Source organism: Paenibacillus sp. JT22N15 (assembly GCF_059383755.1).
Genome location: NZ_JBXENV010000020.1, coordinates 17,981 through 36,606 on the forward strand (window position 1 = coordinate 17,981; position 18,626 = coordinate 36,606).

General features: G+C 49.0%; 14 protein-coding genes. All 14 read right to left on the reverse strand.

The window, feature by feature from the left end; genetic code table 11:
* Nucleotide 1 precedes the first annotated feature (1 nt).
* Nucleotides 2-1,048: an SGNH/GDSL hydrolase family protein gene (locus AC50X8_RS28965; RefSeq protein WP_056037622.1), complete on the reverse strand. Its 1,047-nt coding sequence runs from the start codon at nucleotides 1,046-1,048 to the stop codon at nucleotides 2-4.
* Nucleotides 1,049-1,572: 524 nt separating this feature from the next.
* Entirely contained in the window at nucleotides 1,573-3,243 is a 1,671-nt protein-coding gene (locus AC50X8_RS28970; RefSeq protein ID WP_494883003.1) for a pectate lyase family protein, read from the reverse strand.
* Complete coding sequence (locus AC50X8_RS28975) at nucleotides 3,243-4,118, reverse strand: SDR family oxidoreductase (protein ID WP_099517705.1); 876 nt, start codon at nucleotides 4,116-4,118, stop codon at nucleotides 3,243-3,245. The genes AC50X8_RS28970 and AC50X8_RS28975 overlap by 1 nt, the downstream gene beginning before the upstream one ends.
* Before the next feature lie 16 nt (nucleotides 4,119-4,134).
* A complete protein-coding gene (locus AC50X8_RS28980; RefSeq protein ID WP_494864924.1) occupies nucleotides 4,135-4,710 on the reverse strand; it encodes a sugar transferase in 576 nt (191 codons plus the stop codon).
* A gap of 38 nt (nucleotides 4,711-4,748) precedes the next feature.
* Nucleotides 4,749-5,498 carry a glycosyltransferase family 2 protein gene (locus AC50X8_RS28985; protein ID WP_494865027.1) on the reverse strand — a complete coding sequence of 250 codons (750 nt, stop codon included), beginning with the start codon at nucleotides 5,496-5,498 and terminating at the stop codon, nucleotides 4,749-4,751.
* Nucleotides 5,499-5,563: 65 nt separating this feature from the next.
* Nucleotides 5,564-6,874, reverse strand: coding sequence for an O-antigen ligase family protein (locus AC50X8_RS28990; RefSeq protein WP_056037609.1), 1,311 nt, complete (start codon nucleotides 6,872-6,874; stop codon nucleotides 5,564-5,566).
* Nucleotides 6,875-6,917: 43 nt separating this feature from the next.
* Nucleotides 6,918-8,738, reverse strand: a complete 1,821-nt coding sequence (locus tag AC50X8_RS28995) for a polysaccharide biosynthesis protein (protein WP_494883006.1) — start codon at nucleotides 8,736-8,738, stop codon at nucleotides 6,918-6,920.
* Nucleotides 8,739-8,781: 43 nt separating this feature from the next.
* A complete protein-coding gene (locus AC50X8_RS29000; protein ID WP_494883008.1) occupies nucleotides 8,782-9,924 on the reverse strand; it encodes a glycosyltransferase in 1,143 nt (380 codons plus the stop codon).
* Nucleotides 9,925-9,949: 25 nt separating this feature from the next.
* Nucleotides 9,950-11,476 (reverse strand): lipopolysaccharide biosynthesis protein, encoded by a 1,527-nt coding sequence (locus AC50X8_RS29005; RefSeq protein WP_494883010.1) that lies wholly within the window; start codon nucleotides 11,474-11,476, stop codon nucleotides 9,950-9,952.
* Entirely contained in the window at nucleotides 11,457-12,785 is a 1,329-nt protein-coding gene (tuaD, locus tag AC50X8_RS29010; protein WP_494883012.1) for a UDP-glucose 6-dehydrogenase TuaD, read from the reverse strand. The genes AC50X8_RS29005 and tuaD overlap by 20 nt, the downstream gene beginning before the upstream one ends.
* Nucleotides 12,785-13,669 (reverse strand): UTP--glucose-1-phosphate uridylyltransferase GalU, encoded by an 885-nt coding sequence (gene galU / locus AC50X8_RS29015; RefSeq protein WP_494883014.1) that lies wholly within the window; start codon nucleotides 13,667-13,669, stop codon nucleotides 12,785-12,787. Before galU ends, tuaD begins: the two co-directional genes overlap by 1 nt.
* A 32-nt stretch (nucleotides 13,670-13,701) precedes the next feature.
* On the reverse strand, nucleotides 13,702-14,949 hold the full coding sequence (locus AC50X8_RS29020; RefSeq protein WP_494883016.1) for a Wzz/FepE/Etk N-terminal domain-containing protein: 1,248 nt from the start codon (nucleotides 14,947-14,949) through the stop codon (nucleotides 13,702-13,704).
* A 68-nt stretch (nucleotides 14,950-15,017) separates the two neighbouring features.
* Complete coding sequence (locus AC50X8_RS29025; RefSeq protein ID WP_494865029.1) at nucleotides 15,018-17,216, reverse strand: glycosyltransferase; 2,199 nt, start codon at nucleotides 17,214-17,216, stop codon at nucleotides 15,018-15,020.
* A 420-nt stretch (nucleotides 17,217-17,636) separates the two neighbouring features.
* A complete protein-coding gene (locus AC50X8_RS29030) occupies nucleotides 17,637-18,584 on the reverse strand; it encodes a glycoside hydrolase family 26 protein (RefSeq protein WP_056037586.1) in 948 nt (315 codons plus the stop codon).
* Nucleotides 18,585-18,626: the final 42 nt, after the last annotated feature.

Genomic DNA, 18,626 nt, shown 5'->3' on the forward strand with positions numbered 1-18,626 from the left:
CTCATCTTCCTTCGAAATAATTCGCTACTGCTTTGCTCACTAAATCATGCCCCGAGCTGTTCATATGCCCAGTTCCATACGTAGTGTTGGAGAAGCCATAGGCTGGCAGCCCCGTATCCTGATAGGCCTTCACAAAATCCTGTCTCATATTCAGCATCGGAATACCCTGCTCCTTGGCCGTACGCTCGGCTAGCTCTTCAAAATAACCCGGCTGCTGCTCATCCTCTGGCGACTGAAAATCGATTTGCGGTAAAAAAACGAAAACAAGCTGCGGATATTGTTCCTTCAAAATTCCGAATATCCACTTCACCAGCTCTGCATCCCCCGCTTGAGGCGTGAAGTCCGAGCCTTTCGTTTCTTCCGCTGCCGCATCGTCCTTCTCCAGCAGCTTTTGCATGTGGTCCGAGCCAACACGCACTACCGACAGCCGCAGCAAGCCGTAAAGAGCTTGAAGCTTCGCGGCAACCGCATTGCGGCTAATAAAGTCTTCATTAAAGACAAGCTTATACGAGTCTCCGTCCTTCTTGGCATAGTAGCTCGTATTTTCACCATATAAATCCTTGAGATCATTCTCATTAATTTGGATGACAACGGCATCCATATCGACCCGCTTCTTATAAAAGTCCGCCAAATAGGCATAATGCGCAGGGGAGGCAGAGCTGCGTCCAGCATCATAGGTCATCACCTTGCGGGAATCCAGCTCGGGCATCCTTGTCTGCACTTGGCGAAAAAACTTCACTTGATCGCCAACTTGAAGCGCTTCCGTATAGGAGTCGCCCAAAAACAAAATCCGGTACTCTGCCTTGCGGGCAGCGGCCGTCTCATTGGGATCAGGGAAAGGCTGTGCGATGGCGCCTTCCGCATAAATTTTAGTGATGCCGTAGCCTTCCTGCCCATTTACATACAGCCCCGGGTTCAAGATGCGCCCCAGTTCCGGATGCTGCTGGAAGCCTGTCGTACGAATCGTTGTAACCTCCAAAATGCCTTCCCAGGCCACGAGCGCAACTAGCAAGGCCAGCAGCGCTTTACCCGCAAGTTTGTACCTCATTATTCCCACACCCCATTATCAACTTCCACTGCGCAGATACCTTCTACCTTGTACTTTCTACTTTCTACCTTAAATCTTTTGTTTTCGATGTTCTAAATCACAAGTGGCATCAGAAAACACGAGATTGAAGCACACAATTCCAAAAAAATATTTTGTGCATCACCTGATGTTAAGCAGCTGCAATCCAAACGACAGTTTAGAAAGTGATCGTTCCCTGCGAATAGTAGAGCTGGCGGACACCAGAGCCGTTATTTCGGTAAAATGTCGCCTTTTATCCGCTAGCCGGACACCAGAGCCGCTATTGGTCCATTTCCCCTTTGTTTTTCGGGGTTTTGAAGGGAATAGCGGCTTCCCTGTCCGCATAACTGCCCATTCTTCTTGTATCCGTAACAATAGCGGCATCTCAGTCAGCTGACACTATTCTTCCGCCAAGTAACCTTCTACCAAGTAACTACGACCGAACACCACACGAACCCCATACCTGTCCACGCAGCGCAGACCTCACTTCACCAAGCAAAGCCCTATTATCCGCCGCTATAAACCGCAGGGTAATGGGTGGATCTCGTAAAGATACCAAACGAATTAATAACCGCCTTGCCGCTGCCAGCTGTAACGCCGACCCAAACCTTCTTCACATTATCCTTCACGTCGAAGTAGATTGGGTCCGCCATATCGCGAGCAGACATATAAACACCGCCGTACGTATCGGCGAAATAAAAGCTGTTGTTGCTCATGCCGCGCAGCCAATTGCCCGAGCTGCTGAGCTGCTTGCCATTTTTGTCATAGCCGCGAACAATAACCCGTCCACCCAGCTCATCCTGCGCCGCCCGCTTAATAACGAACTGCTTAACGACCGAGACATCAACCATGGCACCCACAGCTACACAGCCATTGGCAAAAGTAACAAAGCCTTTGCTGCTGCTGATGCAGGCAAAATTATTCGTCGCTGCAGGCTCTCCGCCCGTATTGCTCAAGAAGGACATGCCGTCAAGCGTGACCGCAGTATTCGTCTTGCTCCAGCGCTCCGACAAATTAAACGATTCGCGCAGCGTGAACTGGTCAAAAAAGCTCGATTCCTGCGTCGAAACAATTTGATTGCCGAACTCCGACTGGTCATCCAGCTTGGCGTCGCCGTAGCTGACGTTAAAGGTGTTGTTGTTGCTTTTATTTTTCAACCGGGCCATATAAACGCCATTCGTCTCATTGCGAACATAATCAAACGTATTGTTTAGACCATGTTCAATGACGATTGGCACACTTTCGGCAGAGCCCGTCGTATTTCGCTGATTCAGCTCAAAGCTAGGCTTCACGAATACATTGTTGTTGTTATTCGTATAAGAGCCATCCTCCGTCGTAATGACAATGCCGTATCGGCTCTGCGACGTATTGTTGCCGCTCCAGACTGCAAAGTTGCCGCCCGAATACAAATTCTCATTGTTCCAGCCGGATACTTTGGCCTTATTGCGCTTGTTGGTCACCTTTAGGCCGATTTGGTTGGAGGTGATTTTGCCAAGCCGAATGTCATTATAGGCGAAGCCGGTCCCAATTCCAATCGTCTCTACACCTACGGAGAAATTCTCAGCACGTTGAATGTGAATACCTGAATTGTTGGCATTTATCACAAGAATGCCGATGGACTTGCGCGACTTGTCCTTGGACCAATCGACCAGCTTGCTTCTCCGTACATTAAGGCCGCTATATTCAGCTCCCGTTACTGTACTTTCCTCGCCCAGCGTCAGAAATGGCACATAGGCCGTTCCGGAATAAATGAGCGGGGCACGCTGATCCACCGAAATATTCGCTGGAATCACAATTGCCTTGGAGGAGCGGAATTCCGTTAGCTCCGGGAAAAGCAGCGTTACTTGCCGTCCCTTATCCCGCAGCGCCTTTGCCTTGGCAATCGCTTTGGAAATCGCGCTCCAATCATCCTTTTTCCCGTCACCTACTGCACCGTAATCCACTACATTGATATAAGTGGCATCTGCACTGCTTGTCGCTGCGGCGGCACTCGCTAATGGATTCCCTTCCACCTCCAGATGAAAGCCTGTGCTCCCACCAGTAGAGGAGGTTTGTGCCTTATCCGACTTCAGCGATGGCAAAGCCAGCGCGGCCAAAATGACAACTACCAAACTAATTCCCCAAATCCAGCTGCGTCTCATCGTGTTGTTGTTTCCCTCTCTCGTGAATCGGCTCATTATATCGTCCCATGCTTGCGCAGCGCTGCAACTTCCAGCACGATCGCTTCATCGAAGCCAATCGGCTTGAAATCCAGCTCTTTCGCTGCTTTGGAGTAGTCAAAGTTTTTGTCCTCATTCAGGCGGAGAACCTTCTCGTAATTAATAATCCGGTTCGGTATTTTCTCTCCGATTCGGCCCGCGATCAGAGCAAGCTTATAAGGAATATGCAAAAATACAATCTTCTTGCCCATCGCCCCCGCGATCAGGCTAAGCAGCTCCTTGTATTTCAGCGGCGCCTTTCCCGCGACATCATATTCCTGGCCGCGCGTCAGCTCCTCGCGATTCAGCATCGAGACGAGCACCTTGGCCAAATCGTTGGCGTAGATCGGATGCATAAGTCCATCCCCTGCACCCAAAATCGGATAAACGGGAAAACGCTTCATGATTTTGACGAGCATATGGATGTTGCCATCCTGTTGATTGCCGCAAATCATCGACGGACGAATAATCGTATAGGTCAGACCGCTGGCACGCAGCAGCTGTTCATTTTGCAAATCAATATGCGATGAGCTCTTGAACTTGCTGTAGATGCCGGTGCTGTTCACGTAATAAATGCGCTGGATGCCATGCTGTAGGCAAGCTTCAAGCACATTTTTCAGTTGATTGCGCGGCGCCAGATGCAGCACCTCCGTTATACCTTCATGGCCGAGAGCCTTCCTCACATCGTCTGCATCGCGCAAATTGCCGTAGACGAAACGCTCGCCTTCCTTCATCCAGGATACGTCGCTTGATTCCCTGACCATGTAGCATACTTGATCACGCTTGAAATCCCGCTGAATCTGCTCATATAGAAATCGGCCCGTCAGCCCTGTTATGCCCGTTACCAGAATCATTGCTCCTACCCCCGCCTTAAGCTTTAATATCGCTTGCTTTGAAAACTTTGAAAATAGTGATGAAAATAATTTTGATGTCAAAGCCGAAGGACATCTGCTGCAAATAATGCTCGTCCAGACGAACCTTCTCGTCATCGGAGATGGAATCCCGGCCCGACACTTGGGCGTAGCCCGTCAAGCCCGGCTTAATATCATTGATTTTCCGGTCATTTCGCTTCTCAATAAGGGAATATTGATTGTACAGCGCAGGCCTTGGGCCAACGACCGACATTTCCCCCTTCACGACGTTAATGAGCTGAGGCAGCTCGTCGAGGCTCGATTTTCGCAAAAATCTTCCCGTCTTCGTTATGTAGGATGCTGGATCCTGCAGCAAATCCGTCGCCACGTTCGGCGTATCTGTCCGCATGCTGCGGAACTTATAAATGGCGAACAGCTCGTTATTTTGCCCCATCCGCTGCTGAACGAAAAACACGGGGCCCCGTGATTCCAGCTTGATCAAAATCGCCACCACCAGCATGACCGGGCTAAACACAATCAGCGCAATGCCAGCGGAAATAAAATCGAAGGCTCTTTTCCCAAATTGATTGTACACGCGTCTCCACTCCTCCCCACACTATATGGCATCTATCTCTACAATCTCTTAAACACGGCGTTTTTAACGTAATTCGTCAAGCACCATAAGGCTTTAAACGGGTTCAGCTTCTCTACATCGCGGTACAGACGCCACATTTTGTAGACGGCTTTCACTTTATTGTTTGAAATCGAGCCTTTCACGAGGCGATAGTAGCTCAGCTCAACGGGCAGGCCGTAGGCCAAATGCCCTTTTTTCAAAATCGACAGCCACATGCCTGTGTCCTGCTTCGCCCGAATGTTCGGCATTTGCACCTGGCCGAGCTTATGCCGATCCAGCATGACGGTTAAACAGCCGATAATCGTATTTTTCAATAACGTATCGTAATTAATAGAAGGAACTACTCCGATCACACGCTCCGTCAGCTCCCCTTCCTCCGACATCACCCGGTAGCTCGTGAAGGAGAAACCGATATCCTGCGTACGCATAAAATCAAGCTGCAGCGCCAGCTTCGTCGGGAGCCACAAATCATCGCTGTCCAGAAAGGCGAGATAACGGCCCCTCGACAAATTCATCGCAGTATTGCGGGCTACCGCCGCTCCGCTGTTCTTCTGCAAGCGATGCAGCTTAATCCGGCTGTCCAGCGCAGCTTCCGCTTCAATAATCTCGCAGGAATTGTCCGATGAACAATCATCCACGATAATCATTTCCCAATCGGTGAATGTCTGGGCTTTGACCGAAGCAATCGTTTCCTTAATAAAACGCGAGCAGTTGTAGGACGGCGTTACAATCGTAACGACCGGGTCCATCAAATTAGACACGAATATCCCTCCAGCTTATCATTAGGTGCTTGCGGTGCGGGCAGGCTTACTGCCTACTTCCTGAATAAATCCAGCGGCTTGCGCTCTTGGAGCGTAGCATAGGGCAGCAGCCAGGCTATCGCTACGTAACAGAACAACAATCGGTTCTCATTCAAATCGCCAGACACATTGGCGTTCAGGAACAGGAACACTACCGAGAAAACAGTAACTAAAGTGAAGCGGTCTGTCATTTTACCAGCTATAAAGTGCGCAGCTGCTCGAACCGCACCCCAGAATATCGCAAGAAACAGCAATACGCCAGCAAGCCCAAGCTCGCTCCACAGCTCCAGAAAAATATTATGCGGATAATTCGATACATCCTCATGGGCGAAAGCGATCGTAAAGCTGCCAATACCGCCGCCGAAGAAAAAATGATCCTGTATCATTTGCCACGCTACCGCATAACGCTCCACCCGGCCTTCCGCCGATTCTCCGCCTCCCGGCTGATTAAACAGCACCGAGATGCGATAAATGAAGGTGTCCATTACGCCAGAAGCTACGAGTGGTACTGCGAGCGCAGCGAGCAGCAAAATAATGAAAAAAAGCGTGCCTACTCCTTTGGAGAAGGTAATTTTGCCCCGGTTCACTTTCACAGACAGGAACATAATTAGCACGATCGTTCCGACCAGCGTAATAAGCGGCGTCCGGGCACCACTGACGGCAACCGATAGAAAGGTAAGCGCCAGAAACAGGCTGGCGACAATTTTGGCCGGTGTCCGCAGCAGCGGATTGTATAAATATAAACCGATCAAGGCGATAACCGCGATGCCATTCGTTCGGCCAAGCGACAGATAATCCGAGCCAAGCACCTCAATCTGTCCAATGAATTGGCCAGCTTGCAGCTTCTCCAGAAACATCTGCAGGCAATAAAAGGTCATTAGCGAGGAGACGGCAATAATGCCGACGAAAAATCGCTCCAGCCCTTTTTTATCACGAATAAGCAAAAAAGGCCCGATGAAGGACCAGGCGGTCAGCAGCATGAAACGGGATGTTTTCTGAATCGCGAAGGAATAGCTTGTCGAATAAGAAAAGCTGAACAAAATGTAGCCAATCAGCAGCACAAACAGCAGCAGCGGAATTAGCGCCGGCTTCGGCAGCTCTTGGGATTGCATAAGGCGAACAAAATAAAGAAGCATCGTCACTGCCATTAGAAAAAAGGTTAAGTCGACGGGAAAGGAAATGCCCGATTTAATATAGCCGGATAATAAAAATACGCCCAGCAGAAATTCCCCTGACGCCAATATCGCAAACGGGGCAGCCAAAGCCCCCCACTTCCGCTTGGCGCCAGGCAAGAGCGTGGCCCCAAATGCATTCGATTTTAACATCAGTGACCACCCTCTCTTTCCTTCTTAAAAGTATGCTGTAAAGCTATACTGCGCTGCGGTTCTGGGATGTTATCGTCCGCTTCACGAAGGCTTTAACCTCCGACAAATCCGAACGGATAATGCCTTCCAAATGCTGAAGCTCCAGCATGACCGGCTCAATATCCTGCGCCATTGGCTTACCGATGAAAATGCGGTTGTTGAGTGTAGCCGACATGCCTTCAGCATCGGTCAGCAGCTCCTCATACATTTTCTCGCCCGGTCGCAGGCCGGTGAATTTAATGTCAATATCGCGGTACGGCTCGAAGCCGGATAAGCGAATTAAGTCTTTGGCCAGCTCATAAATTTTGACAGGCTTGTCCATATCGAGAATGAATACCTCGCCGCCCTTGGCGAAGGCGCCTGCTTGCACGACCAGTTGGGAAGCTTCCGGTATCGTCATAAAATAACGAATCATCTCCGGATCGGTTACGGTAACCGGGCCGCCCTCGGCAATTTGCGCTTTAAACAGCGGAATGACGCTGCCCCGGCTGCCCAATACGTTGCCGAATCGCACAGCTGCAAATTTTGTTTTGCTGTAAAAGCTGATCGACTGCACGATAATTTCCGCTACACGCTTCGTCGCACCCATGACGCTCGTCGGATTGACCGCCTTGTCCGTCGAGACAAGAACAAATCGCTCCACGCCGTGCTGGTCACAGGCTTCGGCTACATTTTTCGTACCCATAATATTGTTCATGACCGCCTGCTTCGGATTGCGCTCCATCAGCGGAACATGCTTATGAGCAGCCGCGTGGAATACGACTTGGGGACTGTATTCGCCAAACAGCGCGAACAGCGTCTCACGGTCTTGTACATCGGCAATAATCGCCTCTGTCTGCAATTCCTTAAACGTCTTGCCCAGCTCCATATCAATTTGATAGATGCTGTTCTCCCCATGACCGAGCAGCAGCAGCTTGCCTGGCTTAAACGGCGCAATTTGGCGGCACAGCTCTGAACCAATGGAGCCGCCTGCTCCCGTCACCAGTACAACCTTGCCTTCCACGTAATTCGCGATGCCTTCGAGGTCGATGGCCACTGGGCTTCTGCCGAGCAAATCTTCTACTTCAACATTGCGAATCGACGATGCCGTCACTTTGCCGAGAATAATGTCGTCCAGACGCGGCACAATTTTCAGCTCACAGCTTGTTTCCTTGCAGAGATTGATAATTTCGGAAATATCCTTCTTGCTTGCCGCCGGAAGCGCAATAATGATGTGGTTGATCTCATGCTTCTCGACAACTGCAGCGATATCATTGCGATTGCCTAGTACGCGAAGGCCGCCAACGCGGTTGCCCCGCTTCTGCTCATCATCATCAATAAAACCAACCGGGTAGCTGTTGTTGATGTATTTGTTTTGCTTAATTTCCTTAGCCACCATCGAGCCGCAGTCGCCTGCGCCGATAATCAATACTTTGATATCGCCGGTGCCTTTTTTGTTGTAGGTATCGCTTTTGAGACGCAGCGCAAAGCGCGTGCTGCCTTTAACGATCAGCGAGGACTGGAAAATGAACAGCAGCAGAGCTAGATCCACCCACTCCCACTTCAAAACGCTAAACAACAGTCCGCTGACGATAACGCCCAACGTGACCGCTTTGAAGATCGACACAAGCTCGCCGACGCTCGAATACTTCCATATTCGCTGGTACAAATTGTAACGAAGCATGAATAAAATCGTTGATGTCGACAGGACAGGCGCAAAAATAAGCACCGCATGCCAGTAGCTCGCTCCTTCGCCTTCATACATTAAAGCGAAGCAGATTAATGTGATGAGCGTACTTGTTAAAATATCAACGAATAACAAGAGTGGAATTCTTTTTTTCCACATCTCTCTTCTCTCCTCCTATACCAACTCACTATAATTGTAGACTCTATTTGGTCAGCAGCTGCGAGTAGAAACCAAGCAGCTTGTTCTCTTCATGCACCCAGTTCAGCTGTTCGCGTACGGCCCGCTGGCCATTGCGTCCCATTCTTGCCGCTTTCGCCGGGTCGTTCTTCAATTCATTAATCGCTCGCAGTACCGCCGGCCCATCGTTAGGATCGACCGCGATGCCGCACCCATGAAGGTTCACGAACGCTTCCCAGCTTGGAAAATTGGAGCAAATGATCGGCAGCCCTGCATTCATATATTCAAAAAACTTCGTCAGCTCTTTCTTCGCATAATGCTCCGTCGGCGGAAACAGCGCGAGACCCGCCAGCCAGCGGCTCTCGGCGTAATAAGCGTCAATCGCTTCGCGGGCGATAAACTTCTCCACACCGTCGATCGTTACGCGATCCGCCGCAGCACCGGCAGCTTCGGCAACCCGGTCTGCAATCGGCTGCGCGCATTTGCCTACATAATGCACATGAATGCGCTCATCCAGCTTCGCTATCTGAGCATGCAGCTCGGAGCCGCGATCCAGCGTGACATTGCCCGTGTACAGCAGATGAATGGCATCATCGTGCTGCGCTGCGCCAGCTTGCGCGTCTGCAGCAGGCTTGTCCGCCATCGGCTGCAGGATCGGATAGTTCAGCACATCTACGCCGCGCAAATATTTGTCCCGGTAATATTTTTCTGCCAGCACAATTTCGAACTGATTTATACAAAGCTTCTCTACGATGCGATAAATGCTCGCAAGCGTATTTCTAGCCCACACCGGCAAATATTTTTTCTGCCGAATGCCCGTTTCGTAATCCTCGTGGATGTCGTAAACGACATGATTGGATTTATTTTTGAGCAGCCACCCTACCCAAATCAGCTCGGGATCATGAAAATGGTACACATCCGCCTCAAGCTGCTTGGCGAGCCGGTATGCCTGCCAGCTGTTCTTCGTCATACGAACCCAGCGGTTCGCTGCTTTCTGAAGCTTGATCAGCTTGAAAGCCGGTTTTACTCGGTCCAGATCCGGATGGTCCGTCGCAATCAGCGTCACATCATAGGCCGCATTCGCGAGCGAGGCGCATTCTTTATGGAAAATGCGGGTATCCATCGGATGGTGCACCGTTGTCATATGAACCACCTTATGTTGAACCATCGTAAACCACCTTCTGCCTGAAAATTTAAGCTTGCCGTTTTCTGCGCACCTTGCCCAGCACCTGCTGCATTTTGCCGCGGAGCGCCGTTCTGCTCGTATGTACCATCGCTTTAGGGAACAGCAGCACAACCACTGCAAACCATACCATTGCAAAAATGCCTGACACTGCAAGATTTACAAAGCTGACCATGCCAAGCGGCCTGATCGCCTCCGTCACGGCATATAAGCCAATCAGCGTCCATACACTGCCAAGCAGAGCAGGCAAATGTGCCTTCCCCAGCTCCCGCCATGTGCACGACAAAATCGTTTTACACAGGTACAGCATATTGAAGTAGTGCAAGCTTATGGCAATTAAAACGCCGAAAGCAGCCCCGGACAAGCCCCAGCGCATGCCAATCCCTGCACCCGCGATAACAAGCAGGACGTAAAGCACCTGCCGTGAAGCCCGTTTATACACATACCCTCTTGCCAATACGAGTGAATTGCTGATTTTGTAAGTTGTACGGAATAACATGCCAACGCATAAAATTTGGAATGGAACAACGACCTCCGTCCACCCGCTTCCCAAAACGACAGCGACAATCTCGGGAGCTAGCAAATAACAGATGACGCTAATAGGAGCAACAAGCAGGGATGTATAAGAAATGCTTCTTATATAAGAGGCTTTTAGCTGCTGAAGATCATCCTGAAGCTTGGACATCGACGAAAACAGCACTTTATCGAGCACTTGCCCAAGCAGCGTAGCCGGAAGCACTGCCAGCTGATAGGCTCTGCCGTACAATCCCAGCGCAGCTGCGCCAAGCCCGCGGCCAATGATCAAATTATCGCTTTGGACCGCCAAATAATTGCTTAGGCTGTCGATGGTTGCGCCACCGCCAAATCGCAGCAGCGATTTCGCTGCCTGTGCATGTCCACTCGTCTTTTCCCGCAGAAACCGGGGCGGCTGTGCAGCAATCAGCATCGTAAAGCGAATAGCCGTCTGCACCAAATGCGCTGCTAACAGCGCCCAAATGCCATAGCCATACACACCGAGCATAATGCCGACGATGCCGTAGCCCGCCGTATAAGATACGATTTGCGACAGCGATAGCTGACGGAACTTCAGCTCCCGTTGCAGCAAAGCTTCAGATACAATGGCAACGCCATTGAGCGGAAACACGAGCGCCAATATGCCCAGCACTTCTGCAAGCTGCGGCATTTTGAAAAAACCTGCCAGCAGATCAGAGGACAGCCAAAGCACCGCTGCCACTACAACGCCAAGCATTGAAGAAATAAAGAAGGAAACCTGCAAGTCGACCGTGTTAATTTCCTTGCGCTGAATAATGGCCGGACCTACACCAATACTGGCAAACAAGGTCGAGAAGCTGACGATTACGAGCGCCATATTAATGAGTCCAAACTCCTCGGCACCGACGAAGCGGGCAAGGACGACAAGCACGACCATCTGGATGACATTTTGCAATCCGGTTCCCGTGAATGCCCACAGAAAGCCCTTGCGGGTTCTGCGGGTCAAGCCAGCTTCCGACACGTGATTATCCAATTTGGCTGGCATAAGCGTTAATATCCGGGCGGCCGATGGAAGCATACACGAATTGCCGCTTCTCCATCTCTGCCAAATCAAATATGTTGCGTCCGTCGATCAAAATCGGCTGCCTAAGCCGCTTTTTCACTTCATCCAAATCCATCTTCACCACTTGCGGCCACTCGGTCAAAATGACGCAGGCATCGCAGCCGTCGACCGTTTGCAGCAGATCATCCGAATAAACAACATCTGTGCCAATAACCAGCTTCGCTTGTTCAACCGCTACCGGATCATACGCATGCACTTCAGCACCGCGGCTGATAAGCTCGCGAATGATCGGAATCGAAGGCGCAGAGCGCATATCATCTGTCTCCGGCTTAAACGCCAGACCGAGCACAGCAATTTTTTTGCCTGCGACAGAACCTACAATTGTATCGATTTTTTGCACAAAATGGATCGGCTGATTTTTGTTCGTCGTAATAACGGATTCAATCAGCTTGAAGTCGTACCCGACATTTTTGGAGATGGAAATGAGTGCCTCGGTATCCTTCGGAAAGCAAGAGCCGCCAAATCCGATACCGGCATCTAAAAATTTATTTCCAATGCGGCTGTCCAGTCCTAGCCCGTAAGACAAATCGACCACATTCGCACCGACCCGCTCGCAAATATTGGAAATATCGTTAATGAAGGAAATTTTCATCGCGAGGAAGGCATTGCTGGCATATTTAATCATTTCAGCCGTTTCAATGTTGGTCTCGACAATGGTCGTGTTGAATGGTTCATGGAGCTCGCGAATGAGCTGCATCGCCTGTTTGTTTTCAGCGCCGATGACAGCACGCTCCATATTCATGCAATCCTTGATGGCCGTACCTTCACGCAAAAATTCCGGATTGGATACGACATCAAAGCCTGCCTCTCTTCCGCCCAAATGCCCCCGAATGATCGACTCTACCCGCTTGCCAGTTCCAACAGGCACTGTGCTTTTGTTCACGACAACTTTATAGCCGTTCAGCGACTTCCCAATCGTCTCGGCCACGCCGTCAACATAAGTCAGATCCGCTTCGCCGGTTGGCGACATTGGCGTGCCCACTGCAATATAAATAATATCCGAAGCCTGAATGGCCGCTTCCACGTCGCTTGAGAAGGCAAGTCTTCCCGCTTGGCGGTTCGCGTGTACCAATTCAGCAAGACCCGGCTCATAAATGGGAATTTGACCGTCATTCAGCTGGTCAATTTTGTTTTGGTTAATGTCGGCACAAATGACATGATGGCCTTTCTCTGCGAAGCAAGCGCCGTTCACCAGGCCAACGTAGCCTGTACCAATTATCGTAACTTTCATTATGCATTCACTCCACTTTTCGCAAGGCTTAAAATCTGTTCAAGCGATTTAATTAAATCTGCGGAAAACTCCTGACGTTCGAGTGCGAACTCTACATTTGTCAAAATAAAGCCCGGAATTTCACCGACATCGTAGCGTCTGCCCTCAAATAGATATGCGAGTACGTCCTCGACTTGGTTCAGCTTTTGCAGCGCATCGGTCAATTGGATTTCCTGGCCAGCTCCGACCTCTTGCTGCTCAATCAGATTGAATACTTCCGGCGTCAGCACATACCGCCCCATAATGGCAAAGTTGGAAGGCGCTGTGCCCAGCTTCGGCTTCTCTACCAGATTGTTCACTTTAATAAAACGATCATTCACCTCAGATGGATCAATGATGCCATAACGCGCCGTTTCTTTATCCGGTACATGCTGTACGCCGATAACCGATTTGCCCGTTTGCTCAAAAGCATCAATCAACTGCTTCGTGCATGGCGTCTCGCCTTTAACGATGTCATCACCAAGCAGCACGGCGAAAGGCTCATTGCCGATAAACTTGCGTGCGCACCAAATCGCGTGCCCGAGACCTTTTGGTTCTTTTTGACGAATATAATGAATGTCGACCTTGGAAATTTCCTGTACCTTCTCAAGCAGATGCAGCTTTTGATTTTTCAGCAAATTCGCTTCCAGCTCAAACGCATTGTCAAAATGGTCCTCAATCGAACGTTTGCCTTTACCCGTTACAATAATAATTTCTTCAATCCCGGATTGTACGGCCTCTTCTACAATATATTGAATCGTTGGCTTATCCAGGACGGGGAGCATCTCTTTCGGCATCGCCTTTGTTGCTGGCAAAAACCTCGTTCCAAGTCCGGCTGCCGGAATAATCGCTTTTGTTACTTTCATCGCAAATCCCTCCCAAGTTAGATAAAAAGTGGTTACACTTCAATAAACACGATACTATTTATCTGAACATCCGTTGCCGCAAGACGGCTTTTCCATTCCTGTGCAACCGGAGCGAGTACCCGGTTCTCCTTGATCACGAGCGTATGCCAATCGACCAGCTCTGCAATCGTCTGTGCTTCCGAGCAATGAACATAAGAAGGCAATTCCCAGATTACAACTTCGTAGCTATCCCGAAGCTGCGCCATCAATTCCTCAGCCGACGTTTTCATGGAAAGGCCTCCGCCTACCACGCATACTTCGATGTAATCCAACTGCTGTCCGGCGGTTTTGATTTTGCCATAAAAGCCTGGGCTAATTGACCATTCCGCATAGCCTTTTTTGCCGGAAGCCGTACTTGGCAGCTTGCCGTTCGGGTTAAACCTCACCCAAGCGACCTTGCTTTCCACAGCCAGCTTCTGCGCCAGCTGCTTGCTGATATTCCCGCTCGCACCTTTGCGGTCAAGCGTTCCAAAGGCCAATGTACGCTTCCCGCTTTTCTCCATCACATGGCGGTAACGCATTGCACGCGACTTCGCTTCCTCTGCCGCACGGCGCTTCAGCCATCCCCCATAAAACGGGATAGCAGCTTCCGCCCGGCTGGCGAGCTTCGTCGTTTCCATCGGAACCTCGGCGAATATCGCTTGCACCTCCGGCGCTGTCTGCAGCTTGCGCGACATCATATGCAGCAGAAGCCATAAGCACAATAGGATAATCAGTCCGCCAACAAATGCGAGCAGCACATAAAATAACGGATTGGGGTTCACATAAACCGCCTTCTCCGCACTTGCTTTATGCAATAAAACTACGTTGTTGATTTTAAACAGCTCCAAGCTTTGCGAACGGAACACGCTAACGATGGTGTTGGCAATGGACGCTGCCTGCTTACGGTCACCATCGGTTACGGTAATTCGGATAACCTGCGAGAGCTCGACGCTTTTCGCGCTAACTTTGGCAGCCAGTTGATCTGTGCTGTAAGGCAGGCCAAGCGCCGCAATTACCTGCTCCAAAATCAGTGGATTTTTCAAAATCACATTATACGTATCCATCAGCTTGAGACTGCCTTGAATGGAAGTGAAATTATCACTTGTCTCTTGTGAGGTTATTACAATTTCAGCCGTTGCCTTATAAGACGGAGGACTTTGCATTTTCACATAGCCCACTGCGACTGACAGCAGCAGTGCCGGAATAATGACAAACGGCAATCTGCGGATGATCAGCTTAACCATTCTGTGTATTTCCAAATCTCTCATCCCCTTGCAAAACAATCATTCGCCCGTCATAGCCTGGCGTTCATTCCTATTCAGACTGTCTATGACTTGGAGTTCGCTTCTGCTGGTACAATGCCAGAACGCAGCTCCTTGCTTGGCGGTATGCTGCTGGACTCCCCCAGCAGCAGGCTTAAATCAAAAGCTTCATCGAATACAATGGCCGCTGTCATCTTATTGCGTTTGGCCCAGCTTACGCGGATAAGACGACCGTTTGCCTCGAACGCCGAGCCGATAATTTGCAGCCTGACCTTCTTGCCTTCATGCATCGCCGCCTTCTGCGGGAGTTCAATTCGGCAGCCCGTGTAGCTAATATCAAGCAGCTGTGTCCGGTAGCGCTCTTCTTGATCGACCACGATCGAAGCGCGCCGCTTCAGCCTAACTCTCGGGGACTTGCGATTTATCGACTTATAGGTGTACTTGAAGTTAGAAAGATAACTGGTCACAGAAGTCCACACGCCCGCCTGGAAAATGCCCTTAACGAACTCATCCGCACTGCCATATACTTCAGCAAGCCATTTGCGCTCCTCATCAATGTTGCTCCAATGAAGCTTGAAGCCCACCTGAAATCCGGAGCCATGCTTATCATAAAATATTTTTTCGGCAGCTACGCGTATAGCGTCCTGGGATAACGGAATATCCAGCTCCATGCGCTCTGGGAGCGGCAAAATCGAGTCCGTATAAATACGGCAGCCTGTCTCGCTAATATCCAGTGTCCTGACGTTTTCCATCTTCAGCTCTTCATCATCCATATAACGAAGCGTGAGCGGCAGCTCCTTGGCAAAGCGTTCCGCCTCCCGCATGCGCGGGCGTTCAAAACCAAGCAACAGCGCGAGAAGCAGGAATACTCCGTTATAACCGAGCCAAAATAAATTAATAAGCATAGGCTGCAATTCATTTTCTCCTGCACCCGCAATACGCCCCACATTTAAACCCATCAGTACAATCGACAGCGCAAGCAGAACAAACAATGGCATCATATAACGATAATTAATAGACGTTTTGTTCTGATAAATGCCTTTCGGCGTCACTTCAAAGGGAATAGCCTTGCGGAAGATTGTTTCCTGAAGGGCTGCGAGGAATAGCGTTGGCGTCATGGCCGTCTCGTAAACATTGTTCCAGAACACATTAAGCTTCTTATTCGTTAAATAAGGTACAACGGTAACCGAGAACAAGAAATACGGCAGCCAGAAAATAAGCAGTTGTTTCAAGCTTGTTTCAAGAATCGCCACACCAAAGGTCAAAAAGAGCATAGGAGACAATATGTACATAAAGCGCGTAACGCCAAAGTACCAATACAGCAGGTTGGAGAAATAAAGCAGGCGCTGCATCAAAGATAAACCCTTAGCCTCAAGCGGATTGGACATCCTCGTCGTCTGTATCGTGCCCCTTGCCCAGCGGGCCCGCTGTTTGATTTGATCGGATATGGACTCAGACGTTAGTCCTAGTGCCAGCACCTCATTCAAGCAATAAGAATCAAATCCATTGGATTGAAGCTTCATCCCTGTAGCCAAATCCTCTGTTATCGTACCGATAACGAAACCACCAATATGGTCAATGGCGCTGCGCCGGAAGATGCAGTTGCTGCCCACATAAATAACAGCGTTAAAACGGTCTCTTCCAGATTGAATAAGCCGCATAAACATATCTTGCTCGTTCGGAATGTTGCGCCCTTGGTAATAGTTGTATTGGAAAATATCTTCGTTGTAAAAAACTTGGGGCGTTTGTACGTAAGCAAGCTTCTCATTCTCTGCAAAAAATCCTACCGTTCGCTGTAAAAAATCCGGTTTGGGCATCATATCGGCATCTAAAGTAAGGAGCAAATCGCCCTTCATCTTCGTCAGCGCATGATTCAAATTACCCGCTTTAGCATGTTCATTTCCGGGACGATCGAGATAATGAACGCCTAAACCTTCGGCTAATTCTCTCATTTCCGCTCGCTTTCCATCATCACACACCCAAATGTTTAACAGATTTTCCGGATAATTCAAGTTTTTACAAGCAAGTATGGTTTTTCTAACCAAGGATGGCGGTTCATTGTAGGTAGCGATCGTAACATCCACAGAATAAAGGTTGTCAGGTAATGGCGCAGGCTTTCTTTCAGTGGGTTTTAGCAGAAGAATGTGGAATAAAACGGATTGAAAAATAGAAATGATTTCAAAAAATAGTAACAACGATCCAAAAATTAATGACCAGCCAGATGGGAGTGTTTGTACAAGTCTCCATACTAGATACACGATCATGATAGCAATGGATAGCGTTGTTAATATGTACCTAGCTTTTGTTTTCAAATAACCCCAATCCTTTGCGCTCTATTTATTCGCCATAATTCCATTCCTTTTCTGACTAATCTACAACATGGATTGACTATACTGTCTAATTTCGCTGTCGATATTTGTTAAATCGGCCGGAAATATGATATTTTTGGCGGCTAAGGCTCAAATTCAAAGTTATCTTATCACAATCCTTGCCCCTTTAAAAGTTAATTTTTCTTCTTAACATTGTAATCTTATTGGCAAAAGTGTAGAAAAAAAGCGAAAAAACTCTAATTTTACGCGGTTTACGCGAAATTAGAGTTTTCTCAGAATACCTATTTAGTATTATATCAGCCAGTGTTTGATAGAGTTGAGACCAGGACTTGACGACTAGCCCCGTCTAATCTTTTAAAGCGTTTTTTGCAGCGTTTGGTAAGCGCTCAGGCTATCAGCCGACGAATCGATATGCCAGTCCAGCTCTTTGTTCTCGTTGAACCAGATCAAGCCTTTAATTTGGCTGTACGCTGGCGATTGCACTTGATTCATCGCATCAATAACCCATTCGTTTTTGCTGCCGCCGCTTTCTGTTGTGCCAGTTTCAGCGATAATGATCGGCTTGCTCGAAATGCTTGTCAGCGCTTGGTACGAAGCGTAGAATACGTCGTTAAAGCTTCTCCACGAGCTCCACGATTCTTTCGTTCCAAAGTTGTAGCCATCGATCGAAAGCAGGTCTACGTAAGCATCGCCTGGGTACATAGCTGTAAACGATGCGTTTTTGCCAACATTTTCAGCGTTTACGTTGTACATGAATTTCACATTCGTTGCGCCTTGCTCTCTGAAAATCGTAACGACACGTTGGAATGCCGCTTTGTAAGTCTCGTTTGTGTTAACTGTGCTGTCGCCAACGCCCCAGCCGTACCAGTTGCCATTGCCTTCGTGGAAAATGCGAAGCCAAATTTCAGGGTTTTTGTTAGCTGCTTGCCAGTTAACCAGTTGTTTTGCCGTTTGTTTCAGGTAAGCGTCTACTACGCCTCTATTAATATCAGCAGTCGAATATTCTTTGTAATTTTTATTTTTAAACTCAAGGGTAAGTAGGTTAATCGAACCATTATTATTTACATAGTCCATAAAGCCCTTCCATTCATTAATCCCTTGGTTCGAGTTGACAAAAGTATGTACAACATCTTGGTGTCCACCGATTAGTTGCTCGTAGGCAGCGATGTTGTTCAAGCTTTGGTTCGGCCAAGTGCCGATCCATGCTCCGTTGTAAAAGTTGGTTTGCGCGCTAGCAGGGAGTGCCCAGAGTAATGTCGAAGCGAGCATAAGGAGTGTAAGAGCGAATTTTGTAGTTTTCATAGTAAGTTCCTCCCCCGAGCGAATGATGGTCGTGGTCCGAAG